20 protein-coding genes are annotated in these 20832 nt (G+C 34.4%); 10 read left to right on the forward strand and 10 right to left on the reverse strand.

Annotation, left to right across the window (positions count from 1 at the left end; all coding sequences use genetic code 11):
* Positions 1 to 39: 39 nt before the first annotated feature.
* Positions 40 to 2892 carry a carbamoyl-phosphate synthase large subunit gene (gene carB / locus ABJI11_RS03900; protein WP_348349605.1) on the reverse strand — a complete coding sequence of 951 codons (2853 nt, stop codon included), beginning with the start codon at positions 2890 to 2892 and terminating at the stop codon, positions 40 to 42.
* Positions 2893 to 2981: 89 nt separating this feature from the next.
* Positions 2982 to 3143 (reverse strand): 50S ribosomal protein L34, encoded by a 162-nt coding sequence (gene rpmH / locus ABJI11_RS03905; protein ID WP_036155072.1) that lies wholly within the window; start codon positions 3141 to 3143, stop codon positions 2982 to 2984.
* A 268-nt stretch (positions 3144 to 3411) separates the two neighbouring features.
* On the opposite strand from rpmH, the gene ABJI11_RS03910 reads away from it, so the two are divergent.
* Complete coding sequence (locus ABJI11_RS03910) at positions 3412 to 3927, forward strand: hypothetical protein (RefSeq protein WP_036155074.1); 516 nt, start codon at positions 3412 to 3414, stop codon at positions 3925 to 3927.
* 2 nt (positions 3928 to 3929) lie between these two features.
* Here the strand turns inward: ABJI11_RS03910 and ABJI11_RS03915 are convergent, their stop codons facing one another.
* Together ABJI11_RS03915 and ABJI11_RS03920 are read right to left on the reverse strand one after the other, a co-directional pair.
* Positions 3930 to 4889 carry a lytic transglycosylase domain-containing protein gene (locus ABJI11_RS03915; protein ID WP_348349606.1) on the reverse strand — a complete coding sequence of 320 codons (960 nt, stop codon included), beginning with the start codon at positions 4887 to 4889 and terminating at the stop codon, positions 3930 to 3932.
* Between the two features lie 64 nt (positions 4890 to 4953).
* Positions 4954 to 5604, reverse strand: coding sequence for an alpha/beta hydrolase (locus ABJI11_RS03920; protein ID WP_348349608.1), 651 nt, complete (start codon positions 5602 to 5604; stop codon positions 4954 to 4956).
* Between the two features lie 189 nt (positions 5605 to 5793).
* On the opposite strand from ABJI11_RS03920, the gene ABJI11_RS03925 reads away from it, so the two are divergent.
* Positions 5794 to 6090 (forward strand): N-acetyltransferase, encoded by a 297-nt coding sequence (locus ABJI11_RS03925; RefSeq protein WP_276492600.1) that lies wholly within the window; start codon positions 5794 to 5796, stop codon positions 6088 to 6090.
* 34 nt (positions 6091 to 6124) lie between these two features.
* Here the strand turns inward: ABJI11_RS03925 and mtaB are convergent, their stop codons facing one another.
* From mtaB to ABJI11_RS03940, 3 genes are all read right to left on the reverse strand, one after another.
* On the reverse strand, positions 6125 to 7453 hold the full coding sequence (gene mtaB, locus ABJI11_RS03930; protein ID WP_348349610.1) for a tRNA (N(6)-L-threonylcarbamoyladenosine(37)-C(2))-methylthiotransferase MtaB: 1329 nt from the start codon (positions 7451 to 7453) through the stop codon (positions 6125 to 6127).
* A gap of 85 nt (positions 7454 to 7538) precedes the next feature.
* The gene (locus tag ABJI11_RS03935; RefSeq protein ID WP_348349612.1) at positions 7539 to 8714 is read right to left on the reverse strand and encodes a GlmU family protein; all 1176 of its coding nucleotides are present in this window, start codon (positions 8712 to 8714) and stop codon (positions 7539 to 7541) included.
* Positions 8715 to 8859: 145 nt separating this feature from the next.
* Positions 8860 to 9129, reverse strand: a complete 270-nt coding sequence (locus ABJI11_RS03940) for a type B 50S ribosomal protein L31 (protein ID WP_276492597.1) — start codon at positions 9127 to 9129, stop codon at positions 8860 to 8862.
* Positions 9130 to 9311: 182 nt separating this feature from the next.
* Between ABJI11_RS03940 and ABJI11_RS03945 the strand changes: the two genes are divergently transcribed.
* The 7 genes from ABJI11_RS03945 to ABJI11_RS03975 all read left to right on the forward strand — a co-directional run bounded on the left by ABJI11_RS03945 (position 9312) and on the right by ABJI11_RS03975 (position 16028).
* Entirely contained in the window at positions 9312 to 9833 is a 522-nt protein-coding gene (locus ABJI11_RS03945) for a DUF4199 domain-containing protein (RefSeq protein ID WP_348349615.1), read from the forward strand.
* 46 nt (positions 9834 to 9879) lie between these two features.
* Positions 9880 to 10839 (forward strand): glycosyltransferase family 2 protein, encoded by a 960-nt coding sequence (locus ABJI11_RS03950; protein WP_348349617.1) that lies wholly within the window; start codon positions 9880 to 9882, stop codon positions 10837 to 10839.
* Positions 10840 to 10882: 43 nt separating this feature from the next.
* Positions 10883 to 12592: a phospho-sugar mutase gene (locus tag ABJI11_RS03955; protein WP_348349619.1), complete on the forward strand. Its 1710-nt coding sequence runs from the start codon at positions 10883 to 10885 to the stop codon at positions 12590 to 12592.
* The gene (locus tag ABJI11_RS03960; RefSeq protein WP_348349621.1) at positions 12592 to 14418 is read left to right on the forward strand and encodes an ABC transporter ATP-binding protein; all 1827 of its coding nucleotides are present in this window, start codon (positions 12592 to 12594) and stop codon (positions 14416 to 14418) included. The genes ABJI11_RS03955 and ABJI11_RS03960 overlap by 1 nt, the downstream gene beginning before the upstream one ends.
* A 97-nt stretch (positions 14419 to 14515) precedes the next feature.
* The gene (locus ABJI11_RS03965) at positions 14516 to 15058 is read left to right on the forward strand and encodes an RNA polymerase sigma factor (RefSeq protein WP_348349623.1); all 543 of its coding nucleotides are present in this window, start codon (positions 14516 to 14518) and stop codon (positions 15056 to 15058) included.
* A gap of 33 nt (positions 15059 to 15091) precedes the next feature.
* The gene (locus ABJI11_RS03970; RefSeq protein ID WP_348349625.1) at positions 15092 to 15598 is read left to right on the forward strand and encodes a hypothetical protein; all 507 of its coding nucleotides are present in this window, start codon (positions 15092 to 15094) and stop codon (positions 15596 to 15598) included.
* The gene (locus tag ABJI11_RS03975) at positions 15591 to 16028 is read left to right on the forward strand and encodes a hypothetical protein (protein WP_348349627.1); all 438 of its coding nucleotides are present in this window, start codon (positions 15591 to 15593) and stop codon (positions 16026 to 16028) included. Before ABJI11_RS03970 ends, ABJI11_RS03975 begins: the two co-directional genes overlap by 8 nt.
* Here ABJI11_RS03975 and ABJI11_RS03980 read toward each other — a convergent pair whose 3' ends face one another.
* Complete coding sequence (locus ABJI11_RS03980) at positions 16029 to 17051, reverse strand: YCF48-related protein (RefSeq protein ID WP_348349629.1); 1023 nt, start codon at positions 17049 to 17051, stop codon at positions 16029 to 16031.
* Between the two features lie 155 nt (positions 17052 to 17206).
* Here ABJI11_RS03980 and ABJI11_RS03985 point away from each other — a divergent pair, with 155 nt between their 5' ends.
* Positions 17207 to 18421: a methyltransferase domain-containing protein gene (locus ABJI11_RS03985; RefSeq protein ID WP_348349631.1), complete on the forward strand. Its 1215-nt coding sequence runs from the start codon at positions 17207 to 17209 to the stop codon at positions 18419 to 18421.
* 75 nt (positions 18422 to 18496) lie between these two features.
* Here the strand turns inward: ABJI11_RS03985 and ABJI11_RS03990 are convergent, their stop codons facing one another.
* Positions 18497 to 20089, reverse strand: coding sequence for an amidohydrolase (locus ABJI11_RS03990; RefSeq protein WP_348349633.1), 1593 nt, complete (start codon positions 20087 to 20089; stop codon positions 18497 to 18499).
* Between the two features lie 169 nt (positions 20090 to 20258).
* Positions 20259 to 20741 carry a helix-turn-helix domain-containing protein gene (locus tag ABJI11_RS03995; RefSeq protein WP_348349635.1) on the reverse strand — a complete coding sequence of 161 codons (483 nt, stop codon included), beginning with the start codon at positions 20739 to 20741 and terminating at the stop codon, positions 20259 to 20261.
* Positions 20742 to 20832 lie beyond the last annotated feature (91 nt).

Consider the following 20832-nt stretch of genomic DNA (forward strand, 5'->3'; position numbering starts at 1 on the left):
AGTTTCCCTTCCACCTATAACATAAGTCCTGTTATTGGACTATTTGCTTAAATACATTTTACGTCTAGCATAAAGATTATAAAAATCATCATCTTTTAGGCTATCAATAAATAAAATGCTTTCGCCCGTACTTTTCATTTCAGGACCTAAATTCTTATTTACATTAGGGAATTTATTAAAAGAAAATACAGGCTGCTTAATTGCAAAACCATCCAATTGAGGATTGAAATTAAAATCTTTAACCTTCTTCTCTCCTAACATTACTTTAGTTGCATAATTTACATAAGGTTCTTTATACGCTTTTGCTATAAAAGGAACTGTACGAGATGCTCTAGGGTTGGCTTCAATAATGTATACGATATCATCTTTAACAGCGAACTGTATATTGATAAGACCAACCGTATTTAGAGCCAAAGCAATTTTATTAGTATGATCTTTAATCTGTTGCATTACAAACTCGCCTAAATTAAATGGTGGCAAAGTTGCATTAGAATCTCCGGAATGTATACCACAAGGCTCAATATGCTCCATTATACCAATAATATACACATCTTCTCCGTCGCAAATAGCATCTGCTTCAGCTTCAATAGCTCCATCTAGATAATGATCTAATAGTAATTTATTATTCGGAATTTTTCTAAGAAGATCAACAACGTGTTCTTCCAACTCTTCTTTATTGATAACAATCTTCATTCCCTGACCTCCTAAAACATATGAAGGTCTAACCAATAACGGAAAATCTAACTTATCTGCCAATTCAGAAGCTTCATCTGCAGTTTCTGCAATACCGTATTTTGGAAAAGGAATATTATTCTCTAATAGCATATTTGAGAACCTACCTCTATCTTCCGCTAAGTCTAAAGCATCAAAACTAGTTCCAATAATCTTTACACCATATTTAGATAATTTTTCGGCTAGTTTAAGAGCCGTTTGACCACCTAGTTGAACAATTACTCCCTCTGGTTTTTCATGACGAATAATATCATAAATATGCTCCCAGAATACTGGTTCAAAATACAATTTATCTGCTGTATCAAAATCTGTAGAAACCGTTTCTGGATTACAGTTAATCATAATAGTCTCATAACCACACTCGGCGGCAGCTAAAACACCATGTACACAGCAATAGTCAAATTCAATACCTTGCCCAATTCTGTTTGGTCCAGAGCCAAGAACAACAATTTTCTTTTTGTCGGTTACCACACTATCATTTTCTACATATCGGGTACCATCGGGTTTCTCTATTTCTGCTTCAAAAGTTGAATAATAGTACGGTGTCATTGCCTTAAACTCTGCAGCACAAGTATCCACCAATTTATAAACCCTATTAATATTTAGTTCGGTACGCTTGTTATACACTTCACTTTCATAACAATCCACCATATGGGCTATTTGTCTATCAGCAAAACCTTTTTGTTTCGCTTCTAACAATAAATCTTTTGAAAGTGTGGCAATCGTATACTTAGAAATCTCTTTTTCTAAAAAGTAAAGCTCTTCATATTGCTTTAAGAACCACATATCTATTTTTGTAATCTCATGAATGCGACTTAACGGAATACCCAATTGTATTGCATCGTAAATTACAAACACACGATCCCAACTAGGAATAGTAAGCTTACTAATAATTTGCTCGTAATTACGGTACCCTTTTCCATCAGCCCCTAGACCATTACGCTTTATCTCTAAAGATTGCGTTGCCTTATGAAGCGCTTCTTGAAAAGAACGCCCTATTCCCATTACTTCACCTACAGATTTCATCTGAAGACCTAAAGTACGATCAGAACCTTCAAATTTATCAAAATTCCAACGTGGTATTTTTACAATTACGTAATCCAAAGTAGGCTCGAACAATGCCGATGTAGATTTAGTAATTTGATTATCTAATTCATCAAGTGTATAACCAATAGCTAATTTGGTAGCCACTTTAGCGATAGGGTAACCAGTAGCTTTAGAAGCTAATGCAGAAGACCTAGATACTCTTGGGTTTATTTCAATTGCTATAATTTCCTCTTCTTCGTCAGGACTAACAGCAAACTGTACGTTACAACCACCTTCGAAATCACCAATACTACGCATCATATGTATTGCCATATCACGCATTTTCTGGTAAATTCTATCTGAAAGTGTCATTGCTGGCGCTACAGTTATAGAATCACCGGTATGTATACCCATTGGATCCATATTCTCAATAGCACATATGATAACAACATTGTCGTTTTTATCCCTAAGTAGCTCTAACTCATATTCTTTCCAACCCATAAGGGCTTTATCGATCATCACCTCATGAATAGGCGAAATCTCTAGACCATAACTTAACTGTTCGTCAAAATCTTCTGGCTTATAAACAATTGATGCTCCCGCACCACCTAATGTATAAGAAGCTCGTATTACTAATGGAAAACCAAATTCTTGAGCAATCTCCTTACCCTTTAAAAAAGATGTTGCCGTTGCTTGCGGTGCCATGCCAACACCAATTTTCAACATTAGTTCCCTAAACTGCTCTCTATCTTCAGTAATATTAATAGCATCGATATCAACACCTATTAACTCTACTCCAAAATCTTCCCAAATTCCTTTTTTATCTGCTTCGATACAGAGGTTTAATGCCGTCTGTCCTCCCATGGTTGGTAAAACCGCGTCTATTTGAGGATGAGCCTTCAAAATCTCTAATATTGATTTTGTAGTCAAAGGTTTTAAATACACATGATCCGCCATTGAAGGATCTGTCATAATTGTTGCAGGGTTACTATTTATCAAAATAGTTTCTATACCATCTTCACGTAAGGAACGTAGAGACTGACTACCTGCATAATCAAATTCACATGCTTGACCGATAACTATAGGACCTGATCCTATTAGCAAAATGGAGTTTAAATCTTTTCTTTTTGGCATTTTATAACAATTTAATATGGGAATTGGACAAAAAAAAGGTGCTACTTTCAGAAAAGTAACACCTAAATATTTTTAAAACAATGAAATCATTATTTTTTATGGCTTGGTTCAGAGGAAACAGTTAATTTCTTTCTTCCTTTTGCTCTTCTTCTTGCAAGAACTTTTCTTCCATTAACGGAAGCCATACGCTCACGAAAACCGTGTTTGTTCTTTCTTTTTCTCTTTGATGGTTGAAACGTTCTCTTGCTCATCGCCTATATAATTAAATGCTTTGTATTAATTTTGAAATTTGCCCCTTTCATTTGGACGGGTAAAACTGGGCGCAAATATACAAAGAGTTTTTGCTTTAGCAAGGGTTATGAAAAAAAATATTTTTATAAATCCGTACGTCACAAAACCAAGCTTTTGATTAATTTTGCCCGGATTGAAATTTAGCGCTGTAATCGCTTTATTTTAATAGGGTTTCAATAAAAACTAAAAAACCTTTTTAACCATCAACTAGATTAATAAACTCAAAATATGTTCAATAAAAATTTAAAATTAATCATAGCCGGACTAATAATCGCCTATTCTGTGTATCAATTTATAGAAGGTAATATTGGAAATGGCATATTTCTAATATTGTTATCCTTAATTTTTATCTTTCTTTATTTTAGAAACGAAATTATTCTTTTGGCATTTTTAAGAATGCGAAAACAAGATTTAACCGGAACTAAAAACTGGTTAGATAAAATTAAAAATCCTGAAGCTGCATTGACTGTTAAACAACAAGGCTACTATAATTACTTACACGGTATCATTTTTTCTCAAACCAATTTAACCCAAGCAGAGAAGTACTTTAAGAAAGCACTAAAGCTTGGATTAACTATGGATTATGATGTTGCTATGGCAAAATTAAGCTTAGCTGGCATATCTATGCAGAAACGCCGTAAAAGAGAAGCAACAATGCTACTTAACGAGGCTAAGAAATTAGATAAAAATAATATGTTGACTGATCAAATAAAAATGATGCAACAACAAATGAAGAAAATCTAATACTATTCAGCTTCTCTATAATATCCTTTATTAGGAATTTCTATAGTATATTTTTTACGAGAACTATTATTTAAATGCGCCTCTCTCAACCAAGGATTGTGGCGCTTTAATATTTTGTAGTTGATTTCATATTCTTGTGCAAAATCAGCAAAATCACTTACCGGTTTATCTATTTCAACATTAAAAGTAGGTACAGCCTCGTACATATCTTCTTTCTCGATATGAAAACCATACTTTTCTGGATTAGACAGAATTTCTTTGATAGCCATAATTCTAAATACATACCTACCAGTTTCACTACCTAACAAAAGATCCCAATAATTATCTACCTGCTGAATGCCCATGTACTTATTTATAGCACCAGGACCTGCATTGTAAGCCGCAGCAGTCAAAGCCCAGCTACCATACTTATTCTTCCATCTATTTAAATATTTACAAGCAACCTCTGTTGACTTTTCTAAATGGTAACGTTCATCTACATTTGAGTTCACTTCTAAGCCATACTCCCTACCCGTTTCTCTCATTATTTGCCAGAACCCGGTTGCTCCTGCTGGAGAAACCACATTGGTTAAACCACTTTCTGCCACCGCTAGATATTTAAAATCATCAGGAATGCCATTTTTAGCCAAAATTGGTTCTATAATGGGAAAAAACTTATTCGCCCTTTTTATCAATAATACTGCATTTGATTGCCAATAGGTATTTACCAAAAATTCACGGTCTATACGCTCCAATATCTCCGGATCTGACTGTGGCACCACCTCTCCTGCAAAATTTAAGTTCTCAGGTATATCTATAGATGAAATTTTATAAGATTTAGATACATTTTTCTGAACACTGTCATTAACAACAACCTTATCATTACCTACTACAACACTTTCTGTATTTCCTACAGCAAATATCAATGTACCTGCAACGAATAACACACCCAACAACATCAATATATTTTTAATAGCCTTCATGTATTTTATCTTTATTTTATTTCTTTAAATTTTCTTTCCTTCCAAAGGTATATATAGAACTATTTTATTCCAAAATAATTGTTGGCAAGTTCTCGTTAAACCACTTTGCCCTGTGTATTATCATTGTATGTGTTCCATTAGGTACAGAAATACAGTTCCTAATATTTTCTATTGGAAAAACAGCATCTTTTTCACCTTGTATATGAACTAATTTATCACACGGTACCTCTTGCCTCCAATTTACCAACTCATTTATGGACCAATCTATATAGCTTTTATCTCTTACGGATAAATACTTTTCATATAAAGAAAGTCGTTTGACTACACTTTCTCCAAAAGCATACTTAGCAAGTAATTCTACATTGTTGACCAAACCTGTGGGAAGTAGTTTATGCACGCTGGTATATCTTGCAAATAACATACGTTTTGGCAACTCATATCTTGTTTTTACACTAGAAATAATTATTACTTTTCTAACATCGATAAATTTGGTCATTTCTTGAACTAGAAGTCCACCTAAAGACACCCCAAGCAACACTATATCTTCATGCTGTATTTTACTACACATATTTTTAGCATATTCTTTAAATGAAATACCTTTTCCAGCAATATTCCATTCTAACAAATGAAGCTCAAAACTTTCTTTTGGTAGTTTAATATACTCAAAAATAGCAGGACTTGCCGCCATGCCAGGCATACAATAGATATGAATCATAACGGCTAGTATAGACACGAAACGTAGTAAAAACTAGGAAATTAAGTAATATTTAACTACTTTTATAGGATAATGCGAAAAACACATTAAATTTCATGTGTTATATTTTGTACAGCATTTATTAAAGACTAATTACGATATGAGAACGTCGTAATTTTTTTGTCTAATAACAACACTAAAATTACCTATATGAACGATGTTATCATTAATGACAATTCTTTTCTGCGTCAATTCGAAACTACCGTAGATGGACATTTAGCCAGAATTGAATATTCTTCTCAAGAGCGAAAAGTGTTCCTTACTAAATTAGTGGTTCCAGAAGAAATTACAGATGAAGATTTCAAAGAAAACTTCATCAAAGCCGTTCTAAGTATTATTCAAGAAAGAAATCTTAGAGTTGTTCCAACAAGTCCTCATATAGCAGGATTTCTTCGAAAGAACAGAAGACAGTACAAAGAGATGTTACCTATCGGTATTCGAATCTAAAAAATTTAAAAGCCTTTCATTTGAAAGGCTTTTTTTATGCTTCTACTTTCTCGTTCACAAAATTAAAACGAACCAGACCATCCTTATCAATCTCGGTCAGCCTTACTTTGTGCAGCGTATTTACTAATTCAGGATTCCAAGGAGATTTTACTTTTACGTAATTCTCGGTAAACCCATGAATATAACCTTCTTTGTTTTCACCTTCAAACAATACAGTCAACTCATTCTCTAGCTGACTCTCATAAAACGCACGTCTTTTCTTAACTGATAGTCCACGTAACATTTTACTTCTTTTGCTTCTTACTTTATTAGGTACTACGCCATCCATAGTAGCTGCGGGTGTGTTATCTCTTTCTGAATAAGTAAAAACATGGAGATATGAAATATCCAAATCATTTAAAAAATGATATGTCTCAAGAAAATGTTCTTCGGTTTCTCCTGGAAATCCTACTATCACATCTACACCAATACAGCAGTTTGGCATCACCTCTCTAATCTTTTCTACTCGTTCCTTATAAAGATTCGTCATATAACGACGCTTCATTAATTTTAGAAGATCATCACTACCACTTTGTAAAGGAATATGAAAATGGGGTACAAACGATTTACTTTGAGAAACAAACTCTATTGTCTCGTTTTTTAAAAGATTAGGCTCTATTGATGAAATTCGTAAACGATGAATACCATCCACATCATCTAATGCCTCAACTAATTCTAAAAAAGTATGTTCGTGTTTTTTATTACCGAACTCGCCTTTACCATAGTCGCCTATATTTACGCCGGTTAAAACAATTTCTTTAATTCCTTGTGCAGATATATCTGCCGCATTCTTTAGTACATTTTCTAAAGTATCACTTCTAGATATACCACGCGCTAAAGGAATGGTACAATAAGTGCATTTATAATCACAACCGTCTTGAACTTTCAAGAAAGCCCTTGTTCTATCGCCAATAGCGTAGCTACCTACGTAAAAATCAGCATCGGCTATTTCACAAGAATGAACCTTACCATGATCATTCTTGGTTAAATCATTTATATAATCCGTAATCTTGAATTTCTCGGTAGCACCTAAAACCAAATCTACACCGTCTACATTAGCTAATTCTTCAGGTTTCAGCTGAGCATAACAACCAACAGCTGCAACAAAAGCATCAGGATTTATCTTTTGTGCTTTTTTTACTATAGTTTTAAATTTCTTATCGGCATTATCGGTTACAGAACATGTATTGATTACATACATATCTGCTTCTTCTGAAAAATCTACCCTATCAAACCCTTCGTCCGCAAAACTACGAGCTATAGTAGAGGTTTCTGAAAAATTCAACTTACACCCCAAAGTGTAAAAAGCCACCTTCTTCTTCATCTAAATAATCTATTTGAGTGCGCAAAAATACTTAAACTAATCTCAGCCATAAAATTCCAATTAGCTGAATTTCAGACTTAACTACTTAATACTTTCTCCATTTTTTTGTTAATTCGAAAACGTGGGTAAGGATATCTGCTTCAACTTCGTTAAACTCCACTCCCCTTCTTGCCATCATTACTTTTGCCGCATCAAATGCCTTTGCCGGCTGATACGCAGTAAACCCAGACGCTCCGCCCCAACTAAAACTTGGAACAAAATTTCTAGGAAATCCTGGAACATATATATTAGAATTCACCCCAATTACGGTACCCGTATTAAACATGGTATTAATAGCCGTTTTACTGTGATCACCCATCATTAGTCCACAAAACTGTAATCCTGTTTGCTCAAAACGCTCTGTTGCGTAGTCCCACAAACGAACTTTTGCATAATTATTTTTTAGGTTAGAGTTATTGGAATCTGCACCAATATTACACCACTCCCCTAGTACGGCATTACCTAAGTAACCTTCATGTCCTTTACTTGAATACCCAAATATTACCGAGTTACTGACTTCTCCACAAACTTTACTAAAAGGACCAATAGTCGTTGCTCCGTAAAGCTTACCTCCCATTTTAATAATAGCATTATCACATAGCGCCAAAGCACCACGCACAAGGCTACCCTCCCAAATTTCAGAATTCTTCCCTAAGTAAATAGGTCCGTCAGTAGCATTTAAAATACTAAACTCAACCTTTGCCCCTTCTTCAAGAAATATACGCTCTGGATGTATTAATTGATTCGTATCTGAAATGGGTTGACTTTCTCGTCCTTTGGTTATAAAATCGAAATCGGACTGTAAGATATCTGCATTTTTGTCGAAAATATCCCAAGTGTTATTGATTTGCACCAAATCACTTTTGAATTCTATAGTATTAAAACTACTTAACTCATCAGAATTTTTAACCGACGGGCTTGAATAAGCTACAACTAAATCACCTGACTTTACAACTTCACCCTCTTTTAAAGCATTGACCGTTTTTATTAAACTATCAGATGGCAAAATAGATGCATCTATAAATATATTGGAGCCCTCTAATTTAACAGGATACTTAACACTCAAATACTCTTCTGTCAAAGAAGTTACAGAAACCTTTAAATAAGCCTCCCATCGTTCTTTCAAGGTCATTATACCTACACGAATTTCAGAAACGGGACGCGTAAATGTAAAAGGTAATAGATGATTCCTACGTGGACCATCAAAAAGTATAAAGTTCATACAAGATGATTTTTTTTCAAAATTAACAATTATCCACAGAGCATCTATACATAATAGATAACTTCCTTATTTTAAAAGTTAAATACAAAAAGAAACGCCTTCGAAAATTTCGAAGGCGCTATATTTATTAGAAGAAATAAAAATACTATTCTTCTTTTTTCTCTTCTTTAACAAACTTCTTGTACTTGTTCTTGAACTTGTCAATACGTCCTGCTGTATCCAACAATTTCGATTTACCTGTGTAAAAAGGGTGAGAAGTTCTTGAAATTTCTAATTTTACTAATGGATATTCAACTCCATCAACTTCTAAAGTTTCTTTAGTATTGGCTGTTGATTTTGTTAAAAAAACTTCTTCATTAGACATGTCCTTAAAGGCCACGATTCTATAATTTTCTGGGTGTATGTCTTTTTTCATTTTAAAAACTTTAACGCACCCATTCCGACGGGCACTCATTTTAAGGCTGCAAAAATAGTGAAATTCTACTAACAGACTATTACAAAATCAAAAAAAATATTAAAAATAAATTTTACCACTTTTGTAACAATATATATTTATACCATACTAATATACAAAACAACCTATAATCACTATATATAATGGAAGAAAATCAACCAAAAACAGGAAAATTTGCATTGAATTACGGATTACTCACCGGATTAGTTGGTGTGGTATTTGGAGTAATGCTTTTTGTAATGGAAATGCACTATGAGCAAAGTGCTGCTATTCAAATTACCCAGACCTTAATTTTAGCCGCAGGTATCATTGTTGCTATAATTCAATTTAAAAAAGCAGGTGGCGGATTTTTAACTCTTTCCAATGCTTTAAAAGTAGGTGCTGGCGTAGCATTGATAGCCGGCATAGTCGGTCTACTATATTTCTTCATTTTATCTAATGTAATTGAACCTGGTTATTTAGATAAGGTATATGAGATTGGAAAAATAAAAGCAATGGCAGAAAATCCTAGTCTTACTGAAGAACAAGTTGACCAAGGTATAGAAATGCAAAAAGGATTTGCTTGGATTATGTATCCTGTTGGCATCGTAATCAATGTGCTTATCGGTTTATTCTTTTCTTTAATCACCGGTTTAATCTTGAAAAAAGAAGAAGCTGCTTATTAATGCTAAGTAATTGTAGTATTTTTGGAGACAATACCAGAAGTCGCGCATGCAATTATCAATAGTAATTCCTTTACTTAACGAAGAAGAGTCACTTAAAGAACTTCATGATTGGATTGTGTCTGTAATGCAATCCAATCATTATACATATGAAATACTATTCGTTGATGATGGCAGTACAGACAATTCTTGGAAGATAATTTCAGAATTATCCAATCAAAATCCTTCAGTAAAAGGTATTCACTTTTTACGCAACTTCGGTAAATCACAAGCACTACATGCTGGGTTTAAAGCTGTAAGTGGTGATGTCATCATTACTATGGATGCCGATTTACAAGATAACCCTGAGGAAATTTCGGAATTATATAATATGATTACCAATGAAGGTTATGAATTGGTTTCTGGCTGGAAAAAGAAACGCTACGATTCTATTATCTTTAAAAACACACCATCTAAATTATTTAATTGGGCAGCAAGACGTACATCTGGTGTTAGTCTTCATGACTTTAACTGTGGCTTAAAAGCATACGCAAAAGATGTTGTAAAAAATATTGAAGTATCTGGCGAAATGCATAGATACATACCTGTACTTGCCAAAAATGCAGGCTTTTCAAAAATTGGCGAAAAAGTCGTACAACACCAAGCTCGTAAATATGGTAAAACAAAATTCGGAATGGAGCGTTTCATTAATGGATTTCTAGATTTATTGACCATTTGGTTTGTATCTAGATTTGGTAAACGACCTATGCACTTATTTGGTGCATTGGGCGTTTTAATGTTTTTTATCGGTTTTGGGTTTGCTATCTATTTAGGTATAGATAAACTATTCATCAACAAGCATGGAAGACTAATTACAGACCGTCCACAATTTTATATTTCACTGATAGCAATGGTCATAGGAACACAGTTGTTCTTAGCCGGTTTTATTGGGGAAATATTAATACGTTCTAAGAAAGAAGAAAAAAGATATATCGTTTCAGAAGAAATAAACACAGCACTTTTAGAATAGTAAAATTCTTACTAACTTAATTGCACATAAAACTATAAACCAAATGGATAACATCCTTGATACTGCTAAAACCTGGTTAACCGATTTTTTCGACCCAGCTGTAAAAAAAGAAATTGAACATCTTATTGCTAACGATAAAGAAGAACTGAACGACCGTTTCTACAAGAATATGGAATTCGGCACTGGAGGTATGAGAGGCGTTATGGGCGTTGGCACCAACCGTATTAATAAATATACCTTGGGCAAAAGTACACAAGGTCTAAGCAACTATTTAAACAAAGTTTACAAGGGCGAAGAAATTAAAGTAGTAATCGCTTTTGATTGCCGTCATAATAGTGACACGCTTGCAAGAACTGTTGCAGAAGTATTTTCTGCCAACAATATAAAAGTATACTTATTTTCAGATTTGCGAACTACTCCGGAGCTTTCGTTCGCGGTAAGGCATTTAAATTGTCATGCCGGTATCGTATTAACGGCATCACACAACCCGCCAGAATATAATGGTTATAAAGTGTATTGGACCGATGGCGGACAAATTGTACCACCACAAGACGGAGAGATTATTTCTGAAATAAACTCCCTTGATTTTGAAGATATAAAATTCACCCCAAACGATAGTTTAATTGAAGTAATAGATAAAGAAGTCGATGAGGCTTTTATTTCACAATCTGTAGCTGCAGGTAATTTTAATGCTGCAGGAAAAGATGACTTCAAAATTGTTTTCACTTCTCTACATGGAACATCTATCACGGCTATTCCAGAAGTATTGAAACGAGGAGGGTATGAAAATGTGACTATTATAGAAGAGCAAGCTAAACCAGATGGAAATTTCCCAACGGTAAAGTCTCCTAATCCAGAAGAATCCGAAGCACTTTCTATGGCCGTAAAAAAATCCGAAGAAATAGGTGCGGATATGGTTGTGGGTACAGATCCTGATAGCGACCGTTTAGGTATTGCCGTTCGTAATCTTGATGGAGAAATGGAAATTGTAAACGGAAACCAAGCTATGGTTCTGATGACAAAGTTTCTTCTTGAAAAAAGAAAAGAAAAAGGATTTAAAGGCAATGAATTTATTGCGACAACAATAGTATCTACCCCAATGATGGAGGCTATGGCTAAGGCATACGGAGTAGAATTTAAAACATCCCTTACCGGATTTAAATGGATCGGTAAAATGATCAAAGATTTCCCAGAATCTGACTTTATTGGTGGTGGTGAAGAGAGCTTTGGTTACATGGTTGGTGATTTTGTTCGCGATAAAGATGCGGTTACCTCTACCCTATTGGCTTGTGAAATTGCTAGCCAAGCAAAAGCTAACGGCAGCTCTTTCTATAAAGATTTAATTCAATGTTATGTTGATTATGGTTTCTATAAGGAACATTTAGTCTCTATTACTAAAAAAGGTATTAGTGGTGCCGAAGAAATTAAGCAAATGTTGAAGGATTTCAAGGAAAACCCTGTAGAATCCGTTGCTGGCTCTAAAGTGAAGTGGATTGAAGATTATAATACTTCTATTGCCAAAAATGTATTGACAGGTGAAGAAAAAACAATTGATATTCCAAAATCTAACGTTTTAATCTATGAGACTGAAGATGGTACAAGAATAGCCGCAAGACCAAGTGGAACTGAACCTAAGGTAAAGTTTTACATTAGCACCAATACAAAATTGGAAAAAACTGAAGATTATAAAAAAGTGGCAGCAGAGCTTGACAATAAAGTCAAAAGTATTCTTGCTGAGCTTAATTTAGCTTAATGAACTATTTCAAAAAGATTCTTCGCTTTGCGAAGCCTTACAAGATATATGCAATTTTAAACATTATATCTAACATCTTTTACGCACTGTTTTCAACATTGGCAATGATTTCATTATTTCCAATGTTAACAGTGTTATTTGACAAAACAGAAGAAGTATACACTAAACCGAAATGGAAAGGTTTTTTTGAATTAAAGGATTATGGTATAGATTATCTAAACTATTTCGTAACGGAAAAAAGTAAAGATAATGATCCCGGCGAAATACTAATGTTTATGGTTATTTTAATCATATCCATGTTCTTACTTAAAAATTTATTTAATTATCTAGCCATGTATTTCATTACATTTTTACGTAATGGCGTACTCAAAGACTTACGTAATGAACTTTATGACAAAACCGTAGAGCTACCCATTTCCTATTATTCTGAAAAAAGAAAAGGAGATACCATTGCACGTATAACCTCAGATGTTTTAGAAATTCAACATTCATTTTTATCCATTTTAGAATTAATTGTACGAGAACCGTTGACCATAATTTTTACAATTATTGCCATGCTCTCTATTAGCCCTAAATTAACCCTGTTTGTATTTCTATTTCTTCCTCTTTCCGGATTTTTAATTTCATTGATTGGTAAATCATTAAAACGCAAATCTGATAAAGTTCAAAATGAGCAAGGTTACTTTTTATCTATTTTAGAAGAAACTTTAGGGGGATTACGAGTTATTAAAGCTTTTAATTCTGAATCTGTATTTTCCAAGAAATTTCAAGCTTCCACTAAACGTTTTTTTAATTTTTCTAACAGCCTGCTCAACCGACAAAATCTAGCATCCCCTACAAGTGAATTTTTTGGTATTGCAGCTATTGGCGTTATTCTATGGTATGGCGGACAAATGGTTTTAGTGGAAAAAACTCTTGAAAGCGGTTTGTTTATAACTTACATGACATTGTCATATCAAATATTAACTCCCGCAAAGGCTATTAGCAAAGCCTCCTATAGCGTTAAAAAAGGAAATGCTGCGGCAGAACGTGTTATGGAGATTTTGGAAACTAAGAACCCTATTGCCGAAATAGAAAATCCAATTCATCAAAAATCATTCAATACTGCCGTCAACATTAATAATATCTCATTTAAATATGAAGATGATTATGTGCTGAAGGATTTCAACTTAACCGTTGAAAAAGGTAAAACAGTTGCGCTAGTAGGTCAATCTGGTAGTGGAAAAAGTACTATCGCTAATCTTGTAACTCGTTTTTACGATGTTAATGAAGGAGATATCAGTATTGATAGCAACAACATTAAAGACCTTAGTAAAAAGTCTTTACGTGGATTATTAGGTTTGGTTACTCAAGATTCTATCTTATTTAATGATACGGTTAAAAACAACATTGGATTAGGAAAAGAGAATGCCACCGACGAGGAAATCATTGAAGCTGCAAAAATTGCAAATGCTCATGATTTTATAATGGATTTACCCAAAGGTTATGACACCAACATTGGTGATAGCGGTAATAAATTAAGTGGCGGACAAAAACAACGTTTGTCTATTTCAAGAGCGGTATTAAAGAATCCGCCTATAATGATTTTGGACGAAGCTACTTCTGCTTTAGATACCGAAAGTGAACGTTTGGTACAAGATGCACTTGAAAAGATGATGATGAATAGAACTTCTATTGTTATTGCTCACAGACTTTCTACCATTCAGAATGCAGATACCATTGTTGTACTTCAGAAAGGAGAAATTGTTGAGCAAGGTACTCATGCTGAACTTTTAGAGTTAAATGGCACATACAAGAAATTAGTGCAGATGCAATCATTGGCATAGTAACTGTAGATTACTATAAATAAAACGGTTTAATTTATTAGTTGATTAAACCTTTCTTTAACTTCATAGTCTAATCATAAACAAACCTCAATTCTAGGTGATCGAAGAGGAAACATTAGTATTAGATTTAAAAACAAAAAGCAAGCAGGCGAAAGCTTTTGAGGTATTAGTAAATACCTACAAAGAACGGTTGTATTGGCAAATAAGAAGTATTGTACTAAATCACCAAGATGCAGATGATGTTTTACAAAACACATTCATTAAAGTTTATAAAAACATAGACGGATTTAAAGGAGATAGCAAACTGTTTTCTTGGATGTACCGCATTGCAACTAACGAGGCGTTGAATTTCATAAAAAAGCGAGCTAAACTGCAAGGAGTTTCCGATACAGATTATCAAGACAAATTGGTATCTAATTTAGAAGCTGATGTATATTTTGAAGGAGATGAAATTCAACTTCAACTTCAAAAAGCTATTGCTACGCTTCCTGAAAAACAGAAGTTAGTTTTTAATATGAAATACTTTCAGGAGTTAAAATATGAAGAAATTTCAGAAATACTAGACACTTCTGTTGGAGGTCTTAAAGCTTCTTACCATCTAGCTGTAAAAAAACTAGAACAATATTTGAAAGAAGACTAAACCTTTTATACAATTGATTGTCAAACTTATATCATGAACAAAAACAAAAAAAATCCATTTAAAACTCCAGAAGGCTATTTCAATAGCTTTGAGGATAAATTAATGGATAGATTATCCGAACCAGAAAGCACCTTCTCAAAAGATAGCGCATTTAAAGTACCTGATAATTATTTTGAATCGTTTAATGAGACGTTAAATGAACAGTTGAATACCGAACCTAAGGTTATACCTCTATTTTCTATAAAGAAGGTTTTTGCCGTAGCCGCATCTATTGCTGCAATAGCAGTAATTGCATTTAATTACGACTGGAACTCTTCTAACGAGTTAAGCTTTGAAGATCTTGCCAATACTGATATTGAAGCTTATTTTGAAAATAATGATTTTGGTTTATCTCCGTATGAAATTGCAGAAGTATTACCAGTAACGAATACCGAATATTCAGATTTTTTGAGCTCACCTTTAGAAAATGACAACCTTCTAGACTACTTAAATGAAAATGTGAGTGATTTTGATGAATTAAATTTTGAAGACAATGAATAAATTTATAATAATCATATTTCTATGCGCAACTAGTTTTTCTTTTGCCCAAAAAAAGCAGGATTGGGAAAAAATAAATACTTTAAAAGTAGCTTTCATAACAGAAAAACTTTCTTTTAGCACTAAAGAAGCACAAGACTTTTGGCCTGTTTATAACGAGTACCAAGAAAAAAGAAATACACTACGCAAAAAAAGTTATAACCAAGTAAGAGGCAAAATAAAAGATGTGGATACTCTAACAGAGAAAGAAGCCGAAAATCTTTTGGCATTGCACATTCAAATTGAGGAGGAAGAAGAAGCTCTAGACACTAGTTTTTTAAATAAAATCAGCAAAGTGATAACTGCTAAAAAAACGCTTTTGTTATTACGTTCAGAAGATGAATTCAAACGCCAATTAATGAAACAATATCGCCAAAACAAAGGCGGTAAGTAATTACTTGAACGCTAGTTTAGAAATACGATTTTTACCGGCAGCATATGCTACAGAATCATTTTGAAAACGCAAGGTATAGAAAGATTCTTTTGATAATTCTCTCCAATTAACCCCCATATCCGAAGAATACGATATTCCTGTAAACCCTAAAGCCACTAAACCCATTCCATTTGATCCTGGAACAAACTGAACGCAACTTTTATAACCAGGCTCTTTTCCGTCTGCAATTAAATCCCAAGTTTTTCCACCATCCTTAGTAATTGCTTTGTTTGCTTTAGAGTCATCTGGTTTGGTATAATCACCACCAATTGCAAATCCTAAGTTCTCATCAAAAAAATCAATTGAATAAATACCCTCAGTTGGTTCATTATTTTTCATAGGAGTTTTAAATACTTCCCATGATTTTCCCTTATCAGAGGAAAATAGAATTCTACCAGATGTAGTCGCTACCCAAATGTTATCATTAAGTGTTTCAATATTTGTGTTACTAGCTGCAAATGCACCCTCACCTTCAATTCCATCCGGCAATTGTGAACAAGGCATTTTAGACCATGTTTTTCCTCCATCTGAAGTTATAATGATACTTAAACATCCGTTTACAGAATCTCCTATTGCAATTCCGTCTTTATCATTCAAAAATTTCATAGCATCATAAAACACCCCTTCTCCTTCCTCCTTATAGACCAGTTCCATTCGCCCATCTTCTCCGGTTTTGTACAATAACGCCGGCGACTCAATTGAAAACATAAAAAAATCGGTGCTCGTATGCGCTACCGCCCTGAAAGCTGGTATACTCGTATGGTACTTTTCAACATTGGCACGAACTTTCCCTGTAGTTAAGTCAACCGTACCAAATGTGCCATTGTTCGCAGCAAAAGCCAAACTATTACCCATCAACTCTATTGCTCTAATACTTAATGAATCTGTATATAACGTTTCAATATCCACAGAATTAAAAGGAGATTTTGGAACACTTTTAGCACATGAAATCATCAAAACAATCAAAAGAAAGGTGTAACGCATAGTATTCTGGTATAAAGTTCATCAAAAATAAATGGAATCGCTTCTAAAACAATACCTTTGCAGCCATAAATTTTTGGAGGACAAAAGCCTATCTAATCGATAATCAATACAATGACGGCTTAAAACCTTCTGACAAAGTAATAATAGCTATTCTAATGAAATTACACAGAAATTTGGTGTTTGCCGTGATAGACGCCCTAAACCTCATCTTCAACGAAAACGAATATGCCGATAAGGTAGTTCAAAAAGTATTACGATACGATAAACGCTGGGGTTCTAGAGACCGTGGTTTTATTGCCGAGACTACCTATGAAATGGTACGTTATAAGCGTTTATATACTGAAATAGCAGAGGTAAAAGCTCCTTTTAGCAGACCTGATCTTTTTCGTATGTGGGCTGTTTGGGCAGTTTTAAAAGGCATTAAACTGCCAGACTGGAAACAGATTGAGCCTACACCTGAGCGAAGAATAAAAGGTAAATTTGACGAACTTTCTCAAATTAGAAAGTTTAGAGAAGCTGTACCAGATTGGATAGATGAATTATGCGAAAAAGCTTTAGGCGAAAAATTATGGACCGAAGAGCTTGCTAAACTTAATCAGCCTGCAGAAGTAATTCTACGTACCAATACTTTAAGAACTAACAAAGAAGAATTACGCAAAGCGTTATTGGACGAAAATATTGTTGCCGAGCCAATTAGAGGATATTCCTCTGCCCTAAAATTGGTTGAAAGAGCAAACGTTTTTGTTACTCAAGCATTTAAAAACGGAATGTTTGAAGTGCAAGATGCTTCTTCTCAACTGGTTGCAGAGTTCTTAGATGTGGAACCTGGGCAACGTGTTGTTGATACTTGTGCCGGTGCCGGTGGTAAATCATTACACTTAGCAGCACTAATGGAAAACAAAGGTCAATTGATTTCTATGGATATTTACGGCAGTAAATTGAAAGAACTTAAGAGACGCGCCAGACGTAATGGAGCACACAATATTGAAGTACGTGAAATAGATTCAACTAAAGTTTACAAGAAGCTTTATGGTAGTGCCGATAGAGTTCTTATTGATGCACCTTGTACAGGACTTGGCGTTTTAAGAAGAAACCCAGATTCTAAATGGAAAATGAAACCGGAGTTTCTTGACAAAATTGTAAAAACACAACATGAAATCATTAGAAACTATAGTAAAATAGTTAAACCAGGCGGTAAAATGGTTTATGCTACGTGTTCCATTCTTCCTCAAGAAAACAGCCATCAAGTACAGTCTTTCTTGAAGTCTGAAGAAGGAAAAGATTTTACTTTAATAAGAGACAAAAAGATATATGCTTCCAAAAGCGGTTATGACGGCTTTTATATGGCTTTACTAGAGAAGAGCATATAATTAATTTACTAAAAAATTAAAAGCCTTTCAATTCCTAGAATTGAAAGGCTTTTTTGATGGATAATATTTAATTGCCTAATCTTTTAAAGTTGGGTATTCAATACCCAATTGTTCCAAATAGGTATCATACTTTGTTTCATCATAATAGTATTTTTCCAATTCTGATCTAAACTTATCTTGCTTATCCTTATTCAAATAAATTGGAGGTAAGTCGCTTTCAGAAATCATAGGTCGGTACTTTGTTTCTTTTTGCTGTTCGTTATTAAAATAATCCCAAGCATCTTCCAATAATTCAGGCTTCAATAAAAAGTCTATTATGGTCATAGCCTCTACTTTTGCACCGGCTACAACGCCTTTGTGGGCAATTGGCGTTGCCATTGTTATGGCGTTGCTCCAATGATGTCCCTGCAATCCTGGAATATTAGATGGGTACCTCAACGTTACCGTTGGCACCTTCCAAGAAATATCACCTATATCATCTGACCCTCCACTAACTGGTTCTAAGACCGGCAGTCCTAATTCCGCCAGTTCTAGTGGCAAACCTTCTATTTTTTCTGAGTTCACTTCTTTTTGCACTGCTTTTGCCAGTTGCTGATCTGCTTCAGACCAATCTGGCAAGCCTACTTCCTTGATATTGGAATACATGGTTTCAGCAATTACCTTATTATAATGCCTTGGCCAAGCCGTACCTAGTACTTTCGAAGTCATTGTAGTCCCCGTCATTAATGCTGCGCCTTTTGCCATATCATTAGCCATAGCGTACATTTCCATAATCCCTTCATACTTAATATCTCTAAAATAGAACCATACTGCAGCTTTTGACGGCACTACATTAGGCTGATCACCAGCATCTGTAAAAATAGAATGAGAACGCTTTAAAGGATGTAAATGCTCACGCTTATAATTCCACGCTATATTCATTAACTCTGCAGCATCTAACGCACTTTTACCTCTCCACGGAGAGCCTGCAGAGTGGGCTGCCTCACCATCAAAAGAATATTCTACAGATATTAATCCCGTACCCCGTGTTGGTCCATAAGAGACACCAAGGTTATTACCAACATGAGTAAAAATACACATATCAATATCATCAAAACGACCATCTCTTACATACCAAGCTTTAGCAGCTACAAGCTCCTCTGCAATACCTGGCCAGACCATTAACGTGCCGCCAATATTCTCGCGTTCCATTATTTTTTTAACCGCTAAGGCGGAAGTTATATTCATGGGAATACCAGAATTGTGACCTTCACCATGCCCCGGAGCTCCTTCAACTATTGGTTTATGATAAGCAACACCTGGATATTGCGATGCCTTAGGAATACAATCCACATCACTACCTAAAGCAATTGTTGGTCCTTCTCCATTGCTCCAGGTCGCGAACCAAGCAGTAGGAATTCCCGAAATTGAATTCTCTATTTCGAATCCGTTTTCTTCTAAAATTCCAGTTAAGTATTTAGAAGATTCCACTTCTTGAAACCCTAATTCCGAGAAGCTAAAAATCTTATCGACCATTACCTGAGCCAACTTTTTGTTGTCATCGACCAACCCAGCTACCTCGGTTTTTAACTTTTCAATTTGTTTTTTTGATTTTTTCTGCTTCGCATACGTAAAGCTTAAGGAAAATAAACAGCATGCGACTGCCAATAGCGTAGTTCTTTGTTTCATGTTGGTTTTTTGAATTAGTTGCTAGAAGTTACATAAATTGATTGTTACGTGAGCGTAAACTATCAATTTTTATCTAATTCAAAACCTAAGTAAACTATTTTAAAATAAAATGGATTTTACATGGCGCTAAAATCCATATTTGAAAACATACAGAATTATATAGTAAATACTAAAAAAGTGGCAACTGCTGATTTTGTGGAACTTTTGGAGCTTCCTCAACTTCTTGGTCTTTTTTAATTTCAGGATCTTTTTTAACTTCTAAAATTTCTTCTGCTTTAGGCGCTTCTTTTATTTCTGGAATTTTTTCGACTTCTACAACTTCAGAAATCACTACAGTCTCAGCTATTTGTTTCTGTCCCCAGTCTGTTATAGCCTGAACAACCGGAAGTAGTGATTTACCTAACGGTGTCAATGTATATTCTACACGTGGCGGAATTTCACCGTATAAGGTACGATCCAAAATACCTGAACGCTCTAAAGACTTTAATTGCTTGCTCAACATTTGACGATTGATACTTTCTATTTCGGAAAAAAGTTTATTAAATCTGTTGGTACCTTTATTGACGTGATGTATAATAATTGGTTTCCACTTACCCCCTATCATTTCCATACTATAGTCAAGTGCCTGAGTCTCATTATTTGCTTTCGCCATGCTTATTACATTTTAACAACAACCAAAATTTGCCGTAAATTTTATAATTAATTAAAGTCTAACAAACATACTGTTTATATGTTTATTGCAA

The sequence above is a fragment of the Maribacter sp. genome (genome assembly GCF_039968975.1).
Classification (GTDB): domain Bacteria; phylum Bacteroidota; class Bacteroidia; order Flavobacteriales; family Flavobacteriaceae; genus Maribacter.

Coding starts and splice junctions, on each gene's coding strand:
- carB (WP_348349605.1), bottom strand. CDS start 2,892: ATGCCAAAAAGAAAAGATTTAAACTCCATTTTGCTAATAGGATCAGGT.
- rpmH (WP_036155072.1), bottom strand. CDS start 3,143: ATGAGCAAGAGAACGTTTCAACCATCAAAGAGAAAAAGAAAGAACAAA.
- ABJI11_RS03910 (WP_036155074.1), top strand. CDS start 3,412: ATGTTCAATAAAAATTTAAAATTAATCATAGCCGGACTAATAATCGCC.
- ABJI11_RS03915 (WP_348349606.1), bottom strand. CDS start 4,889: ATGAAGGCTATTAAAAATATATTGATGTTGTTGGGTGTGTTATTCGTT.
- ABJI11_RS03920 (WP_348349608.1), bottom strand. CDS start 5,604: ATGATTCATATCTATTGTATGCCTGGCATGGCGGCAAGTCCTGCTATT.
- ABJI11_RS03925 (WP_276492600.1), top strand. CDS start 5,794: ATGAACGATGTTATCATTAATGACAATTCTTTTCTGCGTCAATTCGAA.
- mtaB (WP_348349610.1), bottom strand. CDS start 7,453: ATGAAGAAGAAGGTGGCTTTTTACACTTTGGGGTGTAAGTTGAATTTT.
- ABJI11_RS03935 (WP_348349612.1), bottom strand. CDS start 8,714: ATGAACTTTATACTTTTTGATGGTCCACGTAGGAATCATCTATTACCT.
- ABJI11_RS03940 (WP_276492597.1), bottom strand. CDS start 9,129: ATGAAAAAAGACATACACCCAGAAAATTATAGAATCGTGGCCTTTAAG.
- ABJI11_RS03945 (WP_348349615.1), top strand. CDS start 9,312: ATGGAAGAAAATCAACCAAAAACAGGAAAATTTGCATTGAATTACGGA.
- ABJI11_RS03950 (WP_348349617.1), top strand. CDS start 9,880: ATGCAATTATCAATAGTAATTCCTTTACTTAACGAAGAAGAGTCACTT.
- ABJI11_RS03955 (WP_348349619.1), top strand. CDS start 10,883: ATGGATAACATCCTTGATACTGCTAAAACCTGGTTAACCGATTTTTTC.
- ABJI11_RS03960 (WP_348349621.1), top strand. CDS start 12,592: ATGAACTATTTCAAAAAGATTCTTCGCTTTGCGAAGCCTTACAAGATA.
- ABJI11_RS03970 (WP_348349625.1), top strand. CDS start 15,092: ATGAACAAAAACAAAAAAAATCCATTTAAAACTCCAGAAGGCTATTTC.
- ABJI11_RS03975 (WP_348349627.1), top strand. CDS start 15,591: ATGAATAAATTTATAATAATCATATTTCTATGCGCAACTAGTTTTTCT.
- ABJI11_RS03980 (WP_348349629.1), bottom strand. CDS start 17,051: ATGCGTTACACCTTTCTTTTGATTGTTTTGATGATTTCATGTGCTAAA.
- ABJI11_RS03985 (WP_348349631.1), top strand. CDS start 17,207: ATGAAATTACACAGAAATTTGGTGTTTGCCGTGATAGACGCCCTAAAC.
- ABJI11_RS03990 (WP_348349633.1), bottom strand. CDS start 20,089: ATGAAACAAAGAACTACGCTATTGGCAGTCGCATGCTGTTTATTTTCC.
- ABJI11_RS03995 (WP_348349635.1), bottom strand. CDS start 20,741: ATGGCGAAAGCAAATAATGAGACTCAGGCACTTGACTATAGTATGGAA.